Genomic DNA, 19,632 nt, shown 5'->3' on the forward strand with positions numbered 1-19,632 from the left:
ACCAACTGTAGCATGGCGACCGCAAAGAAAGAAACCCCTTTAATGAAACAGTATAATGCCATCAAGGCCAAACACCCTGATGCATTGCTATTATTCCGTGTTGGGGATTTTTATGAGACGTTTGGGCAAGATGCTGTAAAGGCAAGTAAAATCCTGGATATTGTACTTACCAAACGAGCCAACGGCTCTGCTTCCCATATAGAGCTAGCGGGTTTCCCCCATCATTCACTGGATACGTATTTGCCGAAGCTGGTGAGAGCTGGCAATCGCGTGGCCATTTGCGATCAGCTTGAGGATCCTAAATCAGTCAAAGGCATCGTAAAGAGGGGGGTAACAGAATTGGTCACTCCAGGGTTGACTTTGAATGACAATGTACTCGATCAAAAAAAGAACAATTACCTCGCGTCCATTGCTTTTGGGAAAGATGTTCATGGTATTGCTTTTTTGGACCTGAGCACCGGGGAATTTATGGTTTCTTCCGGAGATCTTTCTTATATCGATAAGATGGTCCAGGGTTTTAACCCGTCAGAAGTAGTCTACTGTAAAAATAACCGCGAACAGTTTGCAACTCAATTTGGAGAAGATTTTAACACCTTTTGCCTGGAAGAGTGGATTTATGGATTTGATTTTGGGTACGAAAAATTAAACACTCATTTCAATACCAAAAACCTGAAAGGTTTCGGAATCGAAGAATCGAAGGAGGGTATATGTGCTGCTGGGGCCATACTTTTCTATCTTGAAGAAACTGAGCATAAAGAAATTAGCCACATTTCTTCGATATCCAGAATAGATACGGATAGATATGTGTGGTTGGATAAGTTTACCATTCGCAATCTGGAACTGGTTTATCCCCAACAGTCAGACGGTGTGCCGCTACTTGCAGTACTGGATGAAACACAGACACCCATGGGCGCACGATTGCTCAAAAAGTGGATGGTGTTGCCTCTGAAAGAAAAGGAAGAAATCGAAGGGAGGTTGAATGTGGTGGAGGCACTTATTCGAGAAACAGAGGTCACTGAGCAAGTACTGTCACACTTGCAACAAATAGGAGATGTAGAGCGACTCGTTTCTAAGGTGGCGGCGTTGCGAATTAATCCTCGGGAGTTGTTGCACCTGAAAAAGGCTCTGAAAAACATTGCACCGATCAAAACAATCCTGGAAAATACCACGGATGAAAGCCTAAAGAAATTTGGAGACAAACTGAACCCCTGTGCTCAGCTTTTAGAAAAGATTGATGTAAATCTGAAAGAAGAGCTACCTCTAAATGCAACCCAGGGTAATATCATCAATGATGGTATTGATAGTGAGTTGGATGAATTGAGGAAGATTGCTTTTTCGGGAAAGGACTATTTGCTGCAAATCCAGGAAAGAGAAAAGGAAAGAACGGGTATATCTTCTTTGAAAATAGCTTACAACAAGGTTTTTGGTTATTACCTGGAGGTTTCCAACGCGCACAAGGATAAAGTGCCTGAAGAGTGGATTCGAAAGCAGACCCTGGTAAATGCCGAACGTTATATCACAGAAGAACTTAAGACCTACGAGGAAAAAATTCTTAATGCCGAGGATAAGCTAAGCAGTATCGAACTCAGACTATTCAATGAACTGGTTGCCTTCACCTCAGACTATGTTGCCGAAATTCAAATCAATGCGCGCAGCATAGCACAAATAGACTGTTTGCTCTCTTTTGCACAGGTTGCGATTAAGCAGAATTATTGTCGACCCTCGGTCAACAATGAGAAGGTAATAGATATCAAGGAGGGTAGACATCCTGTTATCGAAACACAACTACCGGCCGGAGAAGATTATATTCCAAACGCCGTGTTTCTGGACGATATCTCTCAGCAGATAATGATTATTACCGGGCCGAATATGGCAGGTAAATCAGCTTTGTTAAGGCAAACAGCGTTGATCGTACTTATGGCTCAGATGGGAGCATACGTGCCAGCCACCTATGCCAAAATTGGCATTATCGACAAGGTATTTACACGTGTCGGGGCATCGGATAATTTGTCAAAAGGCGAATCAACCTTTATGGTTGAAATGACGGAGACCGCCAGTATTTTGAACAATCTAAGCGAAAACAGTTTGGTGCTTATGGATGAAATTGGTCGAGGTACAAGTACCTATGATGGGGTGTCTATTGCCTGGTCTATTGTAGAGCATTTACACAATCATCCAAAGTGTCATGCCAAGACGATGTTTGCTACGCATTACCACGAGTTAAATCAGATAGCTGAGGATTTTCCAAGGGTAAAAAACTTTAACGTCTCAGTTAAAGAATTAGACAATCGAGTGATTTTTATGCGCAAGTTAAAGGAAGGTGGAAGTGAACATAGTTTCGGTATCCATGTGGCTCAGATGGCTGGTATGCCTAATGAAGTAGTGATCCGTGCTAATGAAATCTTAAGCCATCTTGAAAAAGATAAAATCAAAGAGCAGCACGATGAGAAGATCGAATCGATGCCAAAGAACAATTTTCAGCTAAGCATGTTCGAAAGCGATCCGCATTTTGAAGAAGTATTGGGACTGCTCAACAAACTAGACGTGAATACCATCTCACCAGTAGAGGCCTTGCTCAAACTCAATGAGATCAAAAATATTTTAAAGGGAAAGAACTAGGATTAGTTCGGCAGTTTGAAATTTAAAGGAAGTGCCATCTTCACTCTGACGACTTTGCCATCAATTTTACCAGGTACCCATTTCTCGGCGTTCATTACCAATCGTATGGCTTCCTTATCGCATTCTGCATTAAGACCTTTTAATATTTTGGCACCTGAAATACTCCCATCCTTCTCTATCACGTACTCTACGAAAATTCTACCTTCTATACCTTTGGCTTTTGCGGCTTCAGGATATTGCAGATTTGTCTGGATGTACTTGAAAAAACCTGCCATGCCTCCAGGATAGTTTGGTTGTTCATCGGCCAGGGAGTAAATAGTATCATCTGTTTGAGCCAAACTTTGGTTCTGAATAAAATTAAATGCTAGAAAAAGGCTGATAGTTAAACTGATAGTTAAAGTTGTTAGTTTCATGGTCTTGAATTTTTCGTGACGCAAAATTAACACGAATCAACCACATTTAAGCTGATGTTGATTAATTGAATATTATCTTTCGAGCCACTTCAAGAAATCTGGGACTCGTACCCGACTGATTAAAATCTGGTCTTTTGGACTAGGTTCTATTAAAACCTCCAGACGGCTATTGAAATATTTATTCACCATTTTCACTGAGTGGATATTAGAGATGTATTTGCGCGATAGGCGAAAAAATTCTATTGGATCTAATAATTCAAGCAATTCGTCCAATTTATAATCTATTATGAATTTGGTATTCTCTTTAGTCACAAGGTAGGTATAATCGTTTTCCGAATAGAAGTAGGCGATATCGTCTACAGAGACATGGCGTAGTCTATCCCCTGTTTTTATAATGAAACGCTTCTTATACTCCACTGCCTTCATGCTGAGGTCGAGCAATTGTTTTACCTGTTGTGAATTGAGTACAGATTCTTTATGATCTGAAAACTGATTTTTGATAGTATTGTATTTGTTCAAAGCAGCTTTGAGCTCATCGTGCCCTACTGGCTTGAGCAAGTAGTCAATACTATTGACTTTGAAGGCTTGAATGGCATAATTTTCGAATGCCGTAGTGAAGATTACCGGACAGGTAACCGATGTGGCATTAAATATTTCAAAGCTGAGTCCGTCAGACAATTGAATATCCATAAAGACCAGGTCAGGTTCCTGATTTGAACCAAACCAATTAATAGAATCTTCTACGGATTCCAGGCACCCCACTACCTCAATCTCATACCCCTTAATTTGCTCCAGAAATCTGCACAGTTCCTCCTGAGCAAATCGTTCATCCTCAATAATTAATACCTTCATATTTAGGTTCTAATAACGGAATTTTAACGATGAAAAAATCGTCCGTTTGTTCTATGATTACTTTTTTGTTGGTGACAATGTCATAATGGCTACAAATATTATCTAAACCAATTTTGGACGAGTACCCTTTCGAAGATCTTAACCGAAGCGTATTTTTAATAACAATTTGGTCATCTTCAAAAGTAATCCAGAGTGAAAGTGGGTATTTCTCTGAGACCACATTGTGCTTAATGGCATTTTCGATAAGCAGCTGCAACATGAGAGGAGGAAGCTGATGAAAGTTTTTATTCTCCGAAATGTTAAATTGAAGGTTGAGTTTATTCCCAAAACGTAATCGCATGAGATCTATGTAAGAAGCGGTCGCTTTGAGTTCTTCTTCGAGTGTGACAAGTCCCTTGTTTCGATGTTCCAGCACATTTCGGTACACGCTAGCCAGTTGTCGGATAAAATGATAGGCTGTTTCCTGATCTGAATAGACCAATGAAGAAAGTGTATTGAGGCTATTGAAAAGAAAGTGCGGATTGACCTGAGTTTTTAGCATCTCGTGTCGAAATTCAAGACTTGATTTTTTGAACCTTTCCAATTCAATCATTGACTTTTTCCAACGGGTAAGAAAATAAATGCCCATTTCTATAGAAACAACCAATACAGTGATAGAAAATGTGGTAGTAATTACCACTATGTCGTCAAAGATTGGCTTTACGTTAGCTCCACCTAATAAATGATTAAAAAAGAACTTAAGGCCTGTAACAGTGAGTACCACAAAAATGCTGTTGATGACTGACTGGACAAGAAATCGTTTTGAAATATGTTCCATCCAGGGAAGTTGTCTTTCAAGTTTGCGATTGATCAAACGTATGCCTTCCAGGATAATGAATGCTATGACGATGGCAATTAGATAGTCTTGAATACGAAATAGGTATGCTTCATAAAAGAGGCCATATATAAAATCAACAAAAAACTGAGTGCCAATACCCATGAGTAGGATACTGAGCCACCGCCACCAATTGAAACTTCGTCTGGCATGAGTTCGGTGGATAGACAAGTCCTTATGTGTGAGCAAAAATTGATTCATAAAAGGGAAAGAAAAAAAGGATTCTGGTGGCCAGACCAGAATCCTCAGCATGATACAAAAACAAAACTACTTAACGACTAAGAATTTTTGAGCTATCTGTAGATGCTAGCTAGATCATTGACGAATTACTCCTTTTCAATCTTTTTGATGACTGTATAAGCATCGCCAGATACCTTGTAAGAATATAGCCCTGCTGGCAGTTTAGAAACATCATATCTTTTCAGCACTTTCAAGTCTTTTTTGATAATTTCTTTGTGAAGTATCACTCCGTTTTGATCAGCAATGGTTAATTGTAGTTTGCTATCAACTGGGTTCTGCAATTGAACAAATATCATGTCATCATGCGAGAAGATTTGAGCTTCTACTTCAATAGTTTTATTTTTTCCTGCTTTGTCCGCATGGGCCAACGCTGCTGAAGAAAGTGTCAAGATTGTGAGCACCAATAATTTTAAAGCTTTCATTTCAGTATTTTTTGTTGTGAACAATTATTACAAGGCAATGATAGCTGCGGCTGAAATCCTGCGAAAGTCAAAACCGGTGAGCTTCATTATTTTATGGGTGAAATTTAGCGTCTCCATGCTGAAGTATTTGGAATAATTTTAATGAATTAGCAGTACCTGAGAAAGCGAATATTTGGACCTGCATAAAGGCAGAAAAAAAGACCTTATTGTGAAAAAAATTAAAGCGCGATTAATGTCAGTGCCCAACGCCAGGCTTCGGGTTCTATGCTTAGTAAAATGTTAGGTTAGTTGCCGCATGCTAATATTTCGGATGTAGAATATTCTGAACAATCTTCAAAAACAACAATTATTTCTTCTTATTTTGCAAATAACTGTTTTATGATTCATTTAATGGGTTTAAATTCGCTGATTAAAGTAAAAGTCAATCCACCCAAGTTGCAATGAAAAGATCCATTCCCATTTTCTTTTTTTTGGTTATAACTGTAATAACCAACTCCTCATATGCTCAGGAAGTTCAAGATGCTGCCTCGAGTCATAAAAGCTACAAAAAAGGAGCAAGACTTTTCAAGAACGGTAATTTTGTTAAAGCCGAAGAACAATTTCAAATGCTACTGGATTCAGGGTATAGGGACAATGATTTGATCGCTTATCAGGCACAGGTGCACCTGGAATTGCACGAGCCACATTCGGCAAAAGACGTGATCTTGTTGTCCCCGAAAAGAGATCAGGATTTAGACTATTTACTGGCAATTTCACATTATTACCTGGAGGAATTTGACGATGCCAGACGAGAACTTTCATTGGTGACGGACACTGCTACCTTTCATGTCGATGAAATGCGAAGACGATTGGAGGATGTTGCTCATCATTATCACGATGCGCAGGGTTATGTCATTCAGAATTTTGGTTCTGAAGTAAACACTAAATATCGCGAATATGCCCCTGTCATGTACGATGGATTTAAAGAGCTACTTTTTACGACCAGAAATGATTCGAGCGAGTATACTGCGCACGACGGTTTGGCATTTGAGGCCATTCATGATACCTCCATAGACAGTTTGAATCAGTGGCACGTAGCAGATCCTTTTGATTTTCATACGAGTCATGAAAAAAGACATGATGCCACCGTACAGGTTTATCGAAATCATACAAAGCTCATTACCTTTCATGAGGGAAGGCTATTTAAATCACATCTTGTGGACCATACTTGGGAGGAGGATGGTCCTTTGGAACTTCATGATGTCGAAGCTACAGATACGCATTGTCACATAGCCGATGATGAGTCGAGTATTATTTTTGCTTCTGATTTCCAATCCTTTGGCCATGATTTGGATCTCTTTGTTTCTTATAAGCAAGAGGATAATACCTGGAGCGAGCCTGAAGCGCTCACAGAATTAAACACCGATTTTGATGAAGACTCTCCATTCCTGGCTGGAGATAGCACATTATATTTTAGTTCAAGAGGGCACAATTCTCTAGGGGGATATGATGTTTTTAAAACCACCTACGACAGTAAGAAAAAGAAATGGCGGAAGCCTATAAATTTGGATTACCCTATAAATACGGTATCTGAGGATATTTATTTCTCCACCTATGGCAAGGTTGGGTTTATTAGCTCTACCCGAGTTGGTGGTTATGGTTCATTGGATTTGTATCGAATTCTTCTCTTTAACGAGATTATGATTAATGGCACCGTCGTTGATGAACAAACTAAGGATCCTATTCCAAATGCCCAAATAGAAATTGTGTATGATTCCCTGTATTTCAGAACATACACGGACAAGGATGGAAAATATGAGATGTTCGTGCCGGTCAATAAGAATATGAAAATAACCGTCCTGGATGGGAAAAAGAAAGTATCACAGGGTGAGTATTTTCTGGATGTTTTCTTTAGAGAGCAGGACAATCTGGCTTTTGATTTTGAGATTCCAAGTGCTGGAGCAGTTACACCTCCGACAAGTGGTGCACAGCTTATTCATGTAGAGATGAAAAATGACTTTGAAGAAAAGCCTTATATTAAGTCTATTGCCAAAGATGAAATTTCCAGCTGGTCAGACAGCCTCAAGAATTACTATGAGCAGGTAAGGATTGCGAATGCACCTCCAGGCCCGGGTATGGTGACTGTTTATTTAGAATTCAATAGTTCAGACTTGAGCCCCTCAGTAAAAAATGTGTTAAATGAGCTCTATAAGGATTTGCTCAAAGACGGAAAATATAAGGTTGAGATTAGTGGGCATACTGACCCAAGAGGCAGCCAGTCTTACAATCAAAGGCTCTCACTTCGCAGAGCCAACGTTGTAGGAGAGTTTTTATTCGGACATGGGCTAAAGAAAGACAAGGCGAAAGTGGTCGGATATGGTGAAACCAAACTTATAGATCCAAGCGACTCTGAGGAGGCGCATGCCAAAAACAGAAGAGTAGAGATAAGATACTTTTAAGCGCAAAAAAATCCGTCGGAAGGACGGACTTTCATAACTAGTAAATACGGAATAGATTGAATTGTGAAAAGGTTTATTCCTTTTCGATTTTCTTCCTCAGGGTATAGTTTTCGTTAGTAACCTGATAGAAATAAGACCCTGCCGGTAAATTTGAGACATCAAATCTCTTCAATACCTTGACTTCTTCTTTTACCGACTCTGAGTGAAGCACATGGCCGTCTTGATCCGAAATTTGAATATATACTTTTCCCTTTCCAGCTTTTTCAAGCTGCACATACACCATGTCATTTTTAGCTGAGAAGATCTGTGCCCTTACTTCAACTCTTTTTTCGTCATTTGCTCCGTCCACATTGGCCAAAGCTACATTTGCAACTGTCGTGAATGCCACGACTACTAAGATTTTTAAACTAGCTTTCATAGAAGTATCGTTTAGTTGTGAACAATAATTATATGGCAAGAGTAACGGGATTATTGAGACTGGGAAAGCAAAAATGGGTGAGGTTCAATAATTGTTAGGTGAAGTGTAATCCTTTTCAGTTGAGCTTGAAATGGACTTTTAGTGCTCTTTTTATGATATGAAATAGTACAAGTCAAAAATTGCCATAAGGCAGATTCATACCCAATTTATACGCGTTCATTCCCTAATATGCCAGATGTATCCTAAAAACCACTTTCTTTACAGCGAATGAAGTTCAATTTTCGGATCATATTGTACTTTGGCTTTGCAGGGGTACTTGCCTCTGTTTTTATGACTGTGGTGCGTTTTGCGGATAATAATTTTCAGGGCGACATAATAAATATCTGCGGGAACTTCTTCCTCAACGCCATTCAAGGATATGTGCTGGTTGTACTGGTTGCCAGCGTGGTTCTGTATGTATTGGCGTTGATCAATAAAGCCTTTCCATGGAATAAAAATGCCTACGTTCGCTTCGCCGCCAATTCTCTCATCACTCCAATTGTAGCTATGATAACGATGCTGCCGTTGTCTGTTTTGACTTATTCTATTGGAATAGACTATGACCATGATTCACTTCAAGATCATTTGATAGGTAATTCGTTTATAGCTCTGGTCATGGATTTTATATTGGTAGGTATCTATGAAGGCTATTATTTTTTCAGCCTTTGGAGAATGTCACTAGTCAAAAATGAGCAACTAGAGAAAGAAAACATGACTGCCCGATATGAGGCATTAAAAAACCAAATCAATCCACATTTTTTATTCAATAGCCTGAATACTGTTTCAGCTCTTATACATGAAGACCCGGAAAAAGCTGAAGAATTCATAGATGAATTTTCACGCATTTACAGATTCCTTTTAGAGCATCAGGAGAAGAACCTGCATCTACTCAAAGATGAACTGACTTTTGTACGCTCTTTTTTGTCGCTTCAGCAAATTAGATTTGGAGAAAGTCTCACCTATTCAATCGACGTGGCAGAGAGCCGATTACGAAATATGATTCCCACCTTGTCCTTGCAGCTCTTGGTCGAAAATGCTATCAAACACAATCAGGTTACCAAAGAAAACCCTCTTTCAATTCACATTTGCTCTGAGAATGGGTTTGTTGTTGTAAGAAATACTTTGCAACTCAGGAAGGAAAGTTTAAAGTCTACGGGAATCGGTTTGAATAACCTTAATGCACGCTACGAAATGCTGGCTGAACTTAAGCCCGTATTCTTGCAAACAGAAAGAGAATATATAGCCAAATTACCTTTGATTAGAGAAATATAGAATGGCTAAAGTAATTATAGTTGAAGACGAAAGACTCGCTGCAGAAAAGTTGATTCGCCAACTTAAGAACATTGATTCGGAATTGGAGATTGTAGCCAAACTTGACTCAGTAGCTAGCACTGTTGAATTTCTAACTAACCATTCAGTTGATCTGATTTTTTTAGATATTCATCTAGGAGATGATCTGAGCTTTCATATTTTTGATAAAGTAAAGATTAAGACACCGATCATATTTACAACCGCATATGATCAATATGCCATTAAAGCTTTTAAGCTCAACAGTCTGGATTACCTTTTGAAGCCTGTAAACAAGAACGAACTCAAGGAGGCTCTCTTAAAATTCTACGATAATCAACAGAGGCAGACGCCTGTCGATTATCAGACGCTTTTGCAAGGACTTCAGTCTAACCTGGAACCAACTTTTCAGAAAAGATTCATGGTGTATAAAGGGGACAGAGTTAAGACCATTGAAGTAAAGGATGTCGCCTATTTTTTTGCTGAGGGCAAATACGTGTATCTGGTAGATACAGATGGACATGAGCATCTCGTTGACTACACGCTGGACAAACTACAGTCCAAGTTGGACCCTGAGCAATTTTTCAGAATAAATCGACAGTTCATTATCCAAATCTGTGCGATAAGCGATATGGTTGCTTACAGCAAGGGTCGGCTGAAGATTAGCCTGGAACCCTCGCCAAAAAAGGAAACTATTGTCAGCATCGATCGGTCTACAGATTTTAAAAATTGGCTCAACAAATAATTTTTTCATCCGAATATTTCCTGATTCACACCTGGTAATACCGGGTTCGTCTGATTCTTCTTTGTCTGGAGTGATTAGTTTATTCTATTAGTTGTGCAAATACGAGAGATATGGACAAGAATAAAAAATTTAAGGCCCAGTCACCCACTACGGCTCATAAGGTATCTAGAAAAGTACCGGTTAAGTCATCAATTAAATTGTCGACACAGGAGGCTGAAAAGATGGCGCTGGTTATGCAGTTGGTATGTTGGTAGGTCAACGCGATGTCAGGATTGATGAGAAGTCTTTATATTCTCTACCAGACCCTACGGCACCAATCTTTTGAGTCGAGATAATCAGAATATGTGGCGGGAACACCAAGAGGCCTAGAAGGCATGTTCGTGAAGCTATCGATATTGAACTTCAATTTCGCGGCTCAATTTACAATCCTAATTAGCCAGTCTAAAGTCGTGTTGAAGCTATTTTAGGCTTTAGACTTCGTGTCCTGGCCATATTGGTATTTCATGGCTCCTATGTAAAGGCTCATCAAAAAGGCAAGTATTATAATGGATGCAATCATAGCTGTATTATTCAAATTTACTTGGCAATGATATTATTTCCACACCTCCGGATTATGCCAATTTTGTTTAATATTCTGCCAAATCCTTAAGAACAGTGCGCAGTATGGGTTTGTCAATCCATTTGGATTTCATCGTGGTTTTGATAGATACAGAGCGCTTATTAATAGTTCAATTTCACAAAATCATTTGTTTTACAAATTAAATACAAATAAATCTATATATTTGTTTTACAAATTATATAGATATGTCTAAAGATCAGCTAGGAGAATTCGAAGAACTGATATTGACGATAGTGGGTGTTTTGGACAATGCAGCTTATGGAAATAGCATCGTTAAAGAAATAAAGACTCTACTAGATAGAGATGTGAATTTGAGTGCCGTTCATATTACACTTTATCGTCTCGAAGATAAGGGTCACGTCAAATCTGAAATGCGGGGTGCTACTTCTTCACGCGGAGGACGGCGAAAACGATACTTCAAAATCACTTCAAGTGGTCTGAATTTATTATACGCCTTGCAAGAGCAGCGACGGAGATTGTGGAAGCTTTTGCCTGACCTCAATTTTGGATCATCAAATGGATAATGATGGCAAACATATTCGTCCGCCAGTGTGGGCAGTTAATTTTTTGACTTGGTTTTGCTCAGACCGATTGATTGAAGCAACACTTGGCGACCTACTCGAACAATTTGATGAGGATGTTAAGACTAAGAGCATTCGTCGTGCCAAATTACGATTCATCTGGCATGTGATCCGATTGTTTCATCCTTCCATTATTACTAACCGGAGGAAAGTCACAAAATTCAGAACAATGGGATTATACAAAAGTCATATTACAGTGGCATTTAGAAGTATGAAAAAGTACAAATTCTATGCAACGGTAAATATTTTAGGATTAGCTCTCGCCATTTCCTTTGTTTTTCTCAGCTACTTATTTATTCAAAATGAGCTTTCATTTGACCAGTTTCATAGTAAAAAGGACCGGACCTATCGGCTCTATGGATATGCTATGGACCCCGATTCACGAGCTATTATCGACGGAGATCACAATGGGTGTACGCCGATTCCTTTGGCAGAAGACTTGGCAGAGCATATTCCGAACCTAGAATATTACACCAGGCTCGGTAGCGTGGGAGGGACGGTTCTGAAAAACAATATCCCATATGATGAGGTAATTGCTATGGCGGATTCTGGTTTTTTCGAGATGTTCGATTTCCCAATTGTCCATGGAGGAAAAAATGCCTTGGGTGCACCGGCCTCTATCGTCCTTTCCGAGCAAAAGGCGGCGAAGTATTTTGAGATGCTCAATCCTGTGGGCCAGTCTCTCGAACTTATTCTTGGCGACAGCGCGGTTACTTTTTTGGTGGCTGCGGTAGTGGATAATAAGAAAAATAACTCAAGCCTGCCGTTCGATTTTTTGATTCCATTTGAGAGAATGAAAATGGTAACCTCTTATGAAACGTACAATTCTTATGACGTCAGTTTTACGGAAACTTGGGTTACTTTCGATGAGCCTCAATCTCTAGACGTAAGTGATATGCTTTCGAAAGTCATAGGCGACAAAATGGATGTTCATTCTGGCAAAGGAATGGTCGGTATTCAGCCACTCACAGATGTTCATTACGATTCACAGATTCAAGGCATGTATCCAGCAGCTAATCCAAAGAAGGCCTGGATATTAGGGGGACTTTCTGTCATAGTACTAATTATTGCTTTAATGAATTTTGTAACACTTTCAATCGGCCACTCTTTACATCGTGTAAAAGAAATAGGACTCAGAAAGATTTTTGGAGGAGGCCGTAGCAGCCTCAAAGCGCAATTAATGCTAGAGTCATTGATGATTTCCATCATTTCCTCAGTTATTTCTCTTGCGCTCACCTTTTATTTTTTACCAGCTTTCAATTCCCTGATTGAAGGTGCCCTTGATCACGCGATCTTAGTTTCTCATTTAGGCTTTATGGTCCTATTGATCTTTTTGATCAGTGCAGTAACCGGTATGATACAGGCTTTTGTGCTCGTCAGTTTCAAACCTATCTCTGTTTTGAAAGGCCCTGTTTTATTTACAAAAAAAGGCAGCCTGGCGACGCAAGGAGTGGTTGTCTTTCAATTTACCATGGCCGTACTTTTGGTTATTGGCACACTGGTTATTCATCAGCAGATGAATTTTATACAAAGCAAAGATTTGGGCTTTGATCAAAATAGGTTGATTGAAATCACACTGCATACCTCGGAACGCCCTGAATTGGCCAAGAGATCGATACAGCGATATAAAACTTTGATTGCAGAGAATCCGATAATTCTGAGTGCAGGAGCCAGCATGAACGGATTTAGAGAACCCTGGACTCAGCTAAGTTTTAAACAGGATGATGAGAGTCTAAGGGATTACTTCTTTAACCAGGTTGATGAGGATTATCTAAAGACCATGAATATGGGAATCGTACTTGGGGAGGCATTTAATACCGCTGGATCGATTCTGCCGACAAATATTATTGTAAACGAGTCGTTGGTCAAAAAGATGGGCTGGGAAAATCCGCTTGATGAACAAATACCAGGTCAGGGCTTTAGTCGGCCACACCGTATTATCGGTGTGGTGAAAGATTTTCACTATGGTTCGTTGCATGAAGAAATAAAACCGCTCATACTGGCTACTGACCCTGTGGCTATACAGAGTGGTATTTTTGGTATTTCGACTTATGTCTGGCCACCAAATTTGTATACCATGGTGATTCGTTTAGGCCCAGGTGATCTAATAGATGCCGTAGACTATTTAGAGCACAGCTGGGAAAAGACTCATCCGCATAAACCCTTTACTTTTAATTTTGTTGACGAAATGCTAGCTTCCAAATATGCAGACGAAGTCCGCTGGCGAAAAGTAACAAACATAGCTTCCGCTTTTGCTATAATAGTTGCCTGGTTGGGATTGCTGGGGTTGTCTCGTCTCTCTGTGCAAAGAAGAGTTAAGGAGATCGGAATTCGTAAGGTGCTGGGTTCGTCGGTCTTCGGTATTACGCAAAAACTTTCAACACATTATTTAATGTTGGTAGGCATAGCAAGTATGCTAGCTTGGCCCATTGGATGGTGGATGGCCAACCATTGGCTTGATTCTTTCACTTACCGAATTAATATTAGTGCTACAGTTTTCGGGCTGTCAAGTTTGGCAGTTTTGCTAATTACCATATGCTCCGTTGGATTTCAGGGATACAAAGCTGCTTTGGCCAATCCAATAGATGTGCTGAGAACGGAATAATTTAATCTACCAATGGACAAAAATTCCCTTATCAGAAGGAAGAAGGATTTACCTGTGTTTATTATGCCGTTTTATATAAGTAGACGCTTTTTTGTGACCTGTCATACAGGCTCATGTGCGGCGAAAAAGAGGGGGCTTTGAATTAAATTGATTATAATTGTAATAAGTACGCTTAATAATTACGCAATTGTCTTCAAATGATCAACTCTTTCTTGGAATTAAAAAGGGCAATCTTGAAGCCTTTAGTAAGTTTTATGACCTGTATAGTCAGAAACTATTAAATTTCTCATTGCTTTATGTCAGATCAAGAGTAGAGGCCGAAGAAATCGTGCAGGATGTTTTCTTAAGCGTCTGGACGAATCGAGACAAGTTGAACCTTGAATTGTCAGTTGAGGGTTATGTCTTCCGAATTGCAAAAAATGCACTTTTGAATAAATTAAAGAAGAAGGTGCTTCAGACTGAAACGATATCATCGGCTACCCAAGGCCTGGTCTTTAGCCATCAAACAGAAGATCAGATATTCCTCAATGAGATGAAAGAATTGCTTTCTGAAGCTATTGCTGATCTGCCGGAAAAAAGACAAGAAATATTCAAGCTCAGTAGAGAAAAAGGTTATTCAAATAAAGAAATAGCCAAAGAGTTAAACATTTCAATTCATACCGTTGAAAGTCAAATCAAGAAATCCATTAAACATCTTAGGACTTTTATTGAGTATGTTCCCCTATTATTTATTTGGCTCCATTAGAACCTGTTAAGTGTTTTTTTTAGAAAAATTCAGAGGGGAGTAACCAGACGCTCTCTGTTTGTTGTATTTAGTTGTAAGAGCCATAATTCTTATGATAAAAATAGAGCTATTAAAAAAGTTAAAGGAAGACAGGTGTACCGATGCTGAATTGCAACAGATTTACCATTGGCTTGTCTCAGCCAAAGAGGAAGACGAAGTAACTGACTTTTTCAAGAACACCTGGCAGGAAGCATCTTCAGATAACGGGTCTTACGAAGATTCAATTAGTGTATCACGGATGAAAGCTGAGATATGGAGCCGAATTAGCTCTGAGCCATCTGCTACTTATCCAAACAACCGAGTTGATAAAAGAAAGACATTTTATTACTCGGGTCTCAAAATAGCTGCTGTCCTTACTTTGTTAGTTTGTGCCGGATTGATGTTATGGATTGTGAAAAATGAATCGGATCCTGTTGGCCTGGTTACACAAGCTTCTCAGATAACAAAATTCAATCCGAGAGGTCAAAAATCAACAGTCTTTTTAAGAGATGGATCAAAGGTCATATTAAATTCATCAAGCTCAATCGAGTATGACAGCAATTTTGGTGAGAAAAATCGCGACATAATTCTGAAAGGGGAAGCCTTTTTTGAAGTGGCAAAAAATAAAGAATTACCATTCAATGTGACCACTGGTAAGATTACTACCACTGCGTTGGGAACCTCCTTCAATATTAAAGCATATCCGGAAAACGCAATGAAAATTTCTTTAGTTACCGGGAAAACAAAAATTGCTTTAAATGGAGTAAAAGGAAATGACGAGCAGAGCTATTTTCTTAAGCCAGGGCAATCCATCAAATTCGATCCAGTCAGCGATCACTTTACCAAAGATTCTTTCAATGCCAAAGAAATCCTCTCATGGAAAGAAGGCGTCATATACTTTGAAAATGAGAGCTTCGACGAAGTAAAGAGAGTATTAGAAGAGTGGTATGATGTTTCAATCAGTGTTGATTATGGTGCTGTTGATCTATCGAAATACAATGGTATTCATGGGGAGTTTCAAAATCAAAGTCTTCAAAACGTGCTGAAGATAATGAGTCATTCCAGAAATTTTGATTATCAGCTTAAAGGCAAAAAACTAAGCATTCAATTCAAAAAAGAATAATAACTAAAATTCAAAAAACAATGAATATTGAAGCAAACACAAGTTAAAAACAAACCTCGGACAAGGTCCGAGGCTAGGCGTCGAATGTAGTTCACTCAAAATAGCTTGGAGGCAATTATCGAGATCTACACATGGACGCGGGTTGAATTATGAAACAAATGTTCCACAAATCTTTACAAAGATATGAATTCTAAATTTATACGGATTATTAAAATGACTTCTGTATACTCATTTTATGTATTTATAATACAGTGCTTATTCATGAGTATTGTCGTTGCTTCTGATGCAAAGGCACAATACCAGAGCGTAAAAGAAGTAGAAGCAAACATAAATTCGGGGCAAATTTCTATAGCAGAAGTTTTTGCTCAAATTGAATCAACTACTGATTTTAATTTCTACTTCCACATCAAGGATGTGAATGCAAATAAGTTGATTCTCATTCCCAAGCAGCAGGGCACTGTTGCCGATATTCTTGAGAGTGTATCAAAGCAGGCCAAACTTAAGTTCAGACAGGTCAACAACAATATTTCAGTAACTAAAGTGAAAAAGAATGAATCCTACAAACCTGTTCTTGTGGCCCTGGCCGATGTTGACCTAACGGGTAAGGTAACCGACGAAAACGGAGAAGGACTTCCAGGCGCATCAGTGTTGGTGAAAGGCACAACAAATGGAACCATCACTGATTTGGATGGCAATTATTCGTTGACCGCCCCTGAGGATGCCATCATCGTTATCTCTTTTGTAGGTTATAAGTCGCAAGAGCTTTCAATTGGAGGAAGATCGACATTGGACGTTCAGCTAGAGGTAGATGCTGAGCAACTCGACGAAGTTGTAGTAGTTGGGTATGGCACACAAAGAAAAGTTGACCTGACTGGAGCGGTAGGCTCAATCTCGTCAGCAGATATTGTCAACAAACCAATTGTAAGTGCAGACCAGGCCTTAGCAGGAAGAATTGCTGGTGTGCAAATCACTAACAGAAGTGGTGACCCCGGCGCACCCATCAATGTAAGAATTAGAGGTGTAGGTACTACCGGAAACAACCAGCCACTTTGGGTGATCGACGGTATTCCAATGGTATTGACAAATAATTTTACAGCTACCTCGACTTCTACCGATGAGTCAAATCCATTGATGGGGATTAATCCCAATGACATCGAGAGCATAGATGTATTGAAGGACGCTTCGGCTGCCGCAATCTATGGAGCTCGCGCCGCAAACGGTGTCATCATTGTGACCACCAAAAGAGGCAAGAAAGGAGAGCGAATGACGCTTTCGTATGATGGGTACACAGGTATATCTCAGGTCAGAAAAAAATGGGATGTGTTAAACACCGAGCAATATATTGACCTTCACGATGAGTTAGGATCAAGTGATTTCAGTCAATTTAGAGGTCAGCCTTTCGTAGATTGGCAAGATGCTGTTTTCAGAGATGCTCAAATGCAATCTCACAATGTTTCAATTGGTGGAGGTACCGAAAATGCCAACTTCAATATTTCAGGAAGCTACTTGTTATCCGAAGGTATTGAACCAAGCCAGCAACTAGAGCGCTACACTTTTAAGGTCAATTCGGACATAAATGCTGGTAAAAGGTTCAAATTTGGAGAGTCTCTTCTTGTGAGTTTTACAGATAGAAACAGTCAGAATCAAGATGTAGCCTTGACAGGAAGCGCGGCAGCAAAGAACGCACCGTGGTATCCTGTTTATGGAGATGGTCCATTCGGATATAGCCTGACGAATGATGACATAGTGGGAGATGCCAATGGTACAAACTTCTTGCTCCTCAATGACAAACGTGTGGGAGAGCAACTATCCAAACCGCGAAAGATATTGGGTAATGTTTATGGCGAAGTCAAGCTGATAGAAGGTTTAAAATATAGACTCTCCGCGGGTATTGATTATAACATTGGACAAGATTCATTTTTCACAGCAGGAATTGACACAGATGGGCAGCCAGGAGACGACACCAACGATGTTTTGATTGTGCGCCGTGGAATAGAATTGACAACCAATATTGCGAATACCTTGACATACACTAAGCAATTTGGTGACCATTCTTTGACAGCAATGATTGGTCATGAAGAAACTAATTTCGAGTATGAGAATATCGGGGCTACTGCCCGAAATTTGGTAAATAGTGATCTGAAATTACTTACTTTGTCTGAAACACAGCAACTCAATTCTGAAGCAGATCACTGGGCATTAAGAGGGTTTCTTGGACGTATCAACTATGCCTATAAAGATAAATATCTATTCACGGCAAACGTGAGAAGAGACTTTTCTTCAAGGCTCTCTTCCGATAATCGAGGTGACATATTTCCTTCTTTCTCTTTAGGGTGGAGGTTGAGCAATGAGTCCTTTTTTCCAAAGAGTGATTTTATAAGTGATGTGAAAGTTCGGGCCTCTTGGGGGCAGTCGGGCAACCAGTTTACGGGTGTAAATTTTGCTTACCAGAGTACCCTTGCACTTACTCCTCATTACGTAGTCGGAGCAGGACAAAACGTGGTAAGAGCCCCGGTGCCTATTCGTTTTGCAAACAGAGACCTTAAATGGGAAACCAGTACTCAAATAGATATTGGAACAGATATAAGTTTGTTGGAAGGGGCATTAGATTTAACCTTTGATTATTATCAGAAAGAAACTCAGGATATTTTGGTTTCCTTACCAATACCGAGTGTTTCTGGCTATTTTCTTCCTGCAGAGGCCAATGCCGGTACTATCAAAAATAGCGGTATTGAGCTTGATCTACAATATAGAGGCAGAGCCGGAGATTTCACTTATTCCATCGGTGGAAATATAACGACAGTAAAAAATGAAGTCGTGGATTTGGCACAGGCTGAGATCATTACTGGTGTAGGCGGTGGGCAAACGCACAGAACTATTGAAGGAGAAGCTATAGGCCATTTCTACGGTTATGTTACAGACGGAATTTTTCAAACGCAGTCAGAAGTAGATGCTGCAGTGCCGGATGTAAATTCCAGTGAACGTGCACCTGGCGATATTCGATTTGTAGATGTCAATGGAGACGGTGAGATCAACGCTGAAGATAGAACCAATTTGGGCGATCCTATTCCAGATTACTTCTATGGCATCAACTTATCTGCAGGTTACAAAGGATTCGACCTCTCAGTTCTTCTGCAAGGCGTAGGTGGATATCAGATTTACAATCAGGTCAGAAGAAGCTTCGAAGATATGTATAGCTATGGCAATCAGTCTACAGCAGTACTGGATCGCTGGACGCCGGAAAACCCGTCAACTTCAATGCCAAGAGCACATTGGGATGACCCAAATAACAACAGAAGGTATTCTGATAGATGGATAGAGGATGGTGATCACCTAAGAATTAGAAACATTCAATTAGGTTATACTATTCCTACATCATTACTCAGCAGTGTTTTCGACGGATTCATTACCTATTCCAGGTTCTATGTTTCTGTTCAAAACTTGGCAACGTTCACAAACTATAGCGGATTTGATCCTGAGGTGACAAGAGGAACAAGTTTCCAAAAAGGTGATTTTACGTTGGCCACAGGACAAGATTCAGGATACTCTCCTCAGCCGAGAGTTTTTCAGGTCGGATGGCAAGTCAAGTTTTAA

The 19,632-nt window shown here is 39.7% G+C and carries 15 protein-coding genes; 10 read left to right on the forward strand and 5 right to left on the reverse strand.

Annotated elements, in window-relative coordinates; genetic code table 11:
• Nucleotides 1-12 precede the first annotated feature (12 nt).
• A complete protein-coding gene (mutS, locus tag ABJD64_RS22015) occupies nucleotides 13-2,619 on the forward strand; it encodes a DNA mismatch repair protein MutS (RefSeq protein ID WP_348181521.1) in 2,607 nt (868 codons plus the stop codon).
• A 2-nt stretch (nucleotides 2,620-2,621) separates the two neighbouring features.
• Here mutS and ABJD64_RS22020 read toward each other — a convergent pair whose 3' ends face one another.
• The 4 genes from ABJD64_RS22020 to ABJD64_RS22035 form a co-directional block, all read right to left on the reverse strand.
• On the reverse strand, nucleotides 2,622-3,032 hold the full coding sequence (locus tag ABJD64_RS22020; RefSeq protein ID WP_348181522.1) for an energy transducer TonB: 411 nt from the start codon (nucleotides 3,030-3,032) through the stop codon (nucleotides 2,622-2,624).
• Nucleotides 3,033-3,104: 72 nt separating this feature from the next.
• Nucleotides 3,105-3,884: a LytTR family DNA-binding domain-containing protein gene (locus ABJD64_RS22025; RefSeq protein ID WP_348181523.1), complete on the reverse strand. Its 780-nt coding sequence runs from the start codon at nucleotides 3,882-3,884 to the stop codon at nucleotides 3,105-3,107.
• Nucleotides 3,865-4,959, reverse strand: coding sequence for a histidine kinase (locus tag ABJD64_RS22030; RefSeq protein WP_348181524.1), 1,095 nt, complete (start codon nucleotides 4,957-4,959; stop codon nucleotides 3,865-3,867). Before ABJD64_RS22030 ends, ABJD64_RS22025 begins: the two co-directional genes overlap by 20 nt.
• A gap of 125 nt (nucleotides 4,960-5,084) precedes the next feature.
• The gene (locus ABJD64_RS22035; protein ID WP_348181525.1) at nucleotides 5,085-5,420 is read right to left on the reverse strand and encodes a T9SS type A sorting domain-containing protein; all 336 of its coding nucleotides are present in this window, start codon (nucleotides 5,418-5,420) and stop codon (nucleotides 5,085-5,087) included.
• A 440-nt stretch (nucleotides 5,421-5,860) separates the two neighbouring features.
• Between ABJD64_RS22035 and ABJD64_RS22040 the strand changes: the two genes are divergently transcribed.
• Nucleotides 5,861-7,858: an OmpA family protein gene (locus ABJD64_RS22040; RefSeq protein ID WP_348181526.1), complete on the forward strand. Its 1,998-nt coding sequence runs from the start codon at nucleotides 5,861-5,863 to the stop codon at nucleotides 7,856-7,858.
• A 73-nt stretch (nucleotides 7,859-7,931) separates the two neighbouring features.
• Here ABJD64_RS22040 and ABJD64_RS22045 read toward each other — a convergent pair whose 3' ends face one another.
• Nucleotides 7,932-8,276: a T9SS type A sorting domain-containing protein gene (locus ABJD64_RS22045; RefSeq protein ID WP_348181527.1), complete on the reverse strand. Its 345-nt coding sequence runs from the start codon at nucleotides 8,274-8,276 to the stop codon at nucleotides 7,932-7,934.
• A gap of 267 nt (nucleotides 8,277-8,543) precedes the next feature.
• On the opposite strand from ABJD64_RS22045, the gene ABJD64_RS22050 reads away from it, so the two are divergent.
• From ABJD64_RS22050 to ABJD64_RS22085, 8 genes are all read left to right on the forward strand, one after another.
• Nucleotides 8,544-9,587 (forward strand): histidine kinase, encoded by a 1,044-nt coding sequence (locus ABJD64_RS22050; RefSeq protein WP_348181528.1) that lies wholly within the window; start codon nucleotides 8,544-8,546, stop codon nucleotides 9,585-9,587.
• 1 nt (nucleotide 9,588) lies between these two features.
• Nucleotides 9,589-10,347, forward strand: a complete 759-nt coding sequence (locus tag ABJD64_RS22055; protein WP_348181529.1) for a LytTR family DNA-binding domain-containing protein — start codon at nucleotides 9,589-9,591, stop codon at nucleotides 10,345-10,347.
• Between the two features lie 110 nt (nucleotides 10,348-10,457).
• Complete coding sequence (locus tag ABJD64_RS22060) at nucleotides 10,458-10,601, forward strand: hypothetical protein (protein WP_348181530.1); 144 nt, start codon at nucleotides 10,458-10,460, stop codon at nucleotides 10,599-10,601.
• Between the two features lie 550 nt (nucleotides 10,602-11,151).
• Nucleotides 11,152-11,490 carry a helix-turn-helix transcriptional regulator gene (locus tag ABJD64_RS22065; protein ID WP_348181531.1) on the forward strand — a complete coding sequence of 113 codons (339 nt, stop codon included), beginning with the start codon at nucleotides 11,152-11,154 and terminating at the stop codon, nucleotides 11,488-11,490.
• Between the two features lie 226 nt (nucleotides 11,491-11,716).
• Complete coding sequence (locus ABJD64_RS22070) at nucleotides 11,717-14,152, forward strand: ABC transporter permease (RefSeq protein WP_348181532.1); 2,436 nt, start codon at nucleotides 11,717-11,719, stop codon at nucleotides 14,150-14,152.
• Nucleotides 14,153-14,339: 187 nt separating this feature from the next.
• A complete protein-coding gene (locus ABJD64_RS22075) occupies nucleotides 14,340-14,897 on the forward strand; it encodes an RNA polymerase sigma-70 factor (RefSeq protein ID WP_348181534.1) in 558 nt (185 codons plus the stop codon).
• Nucleotides 14,898-14,988: 91 nt separating this feature from the next.
• Nucleotides 14,989-16,038 (forward strand): FecR domain-containing protein, encoded by a 1,050-nt coding sequence (locus ABJD64_RS22080; protein WP_348181536.1) that lies wholly within the window; start codon nucleotides 14,989-14,991, stop codon nucleotides 16,036-16,038.
• A gap of 261 nt (nucleotides 16,039-16,299) precedes the next feature.
• On the forward strand, nucleotides 16,300-19,632 hold the full coding sequence (locus tag ABJD64_RS22085; protein WP_348181537.1) for a TonB-dependent receptor: 3,333 nt from the start codon (nucleotides 16,300-16,302) through the stop codon (nucleotides 19,630-19,632).

Source organism: Reichenbachiella sp., assembly GCF_039944555.1.
Taxonomy (GTDB): Bacteria; Bacteroidota; Bacteroidia; order Cytophagales; family Cyclobacteriaceae; genus Reichenbachiella.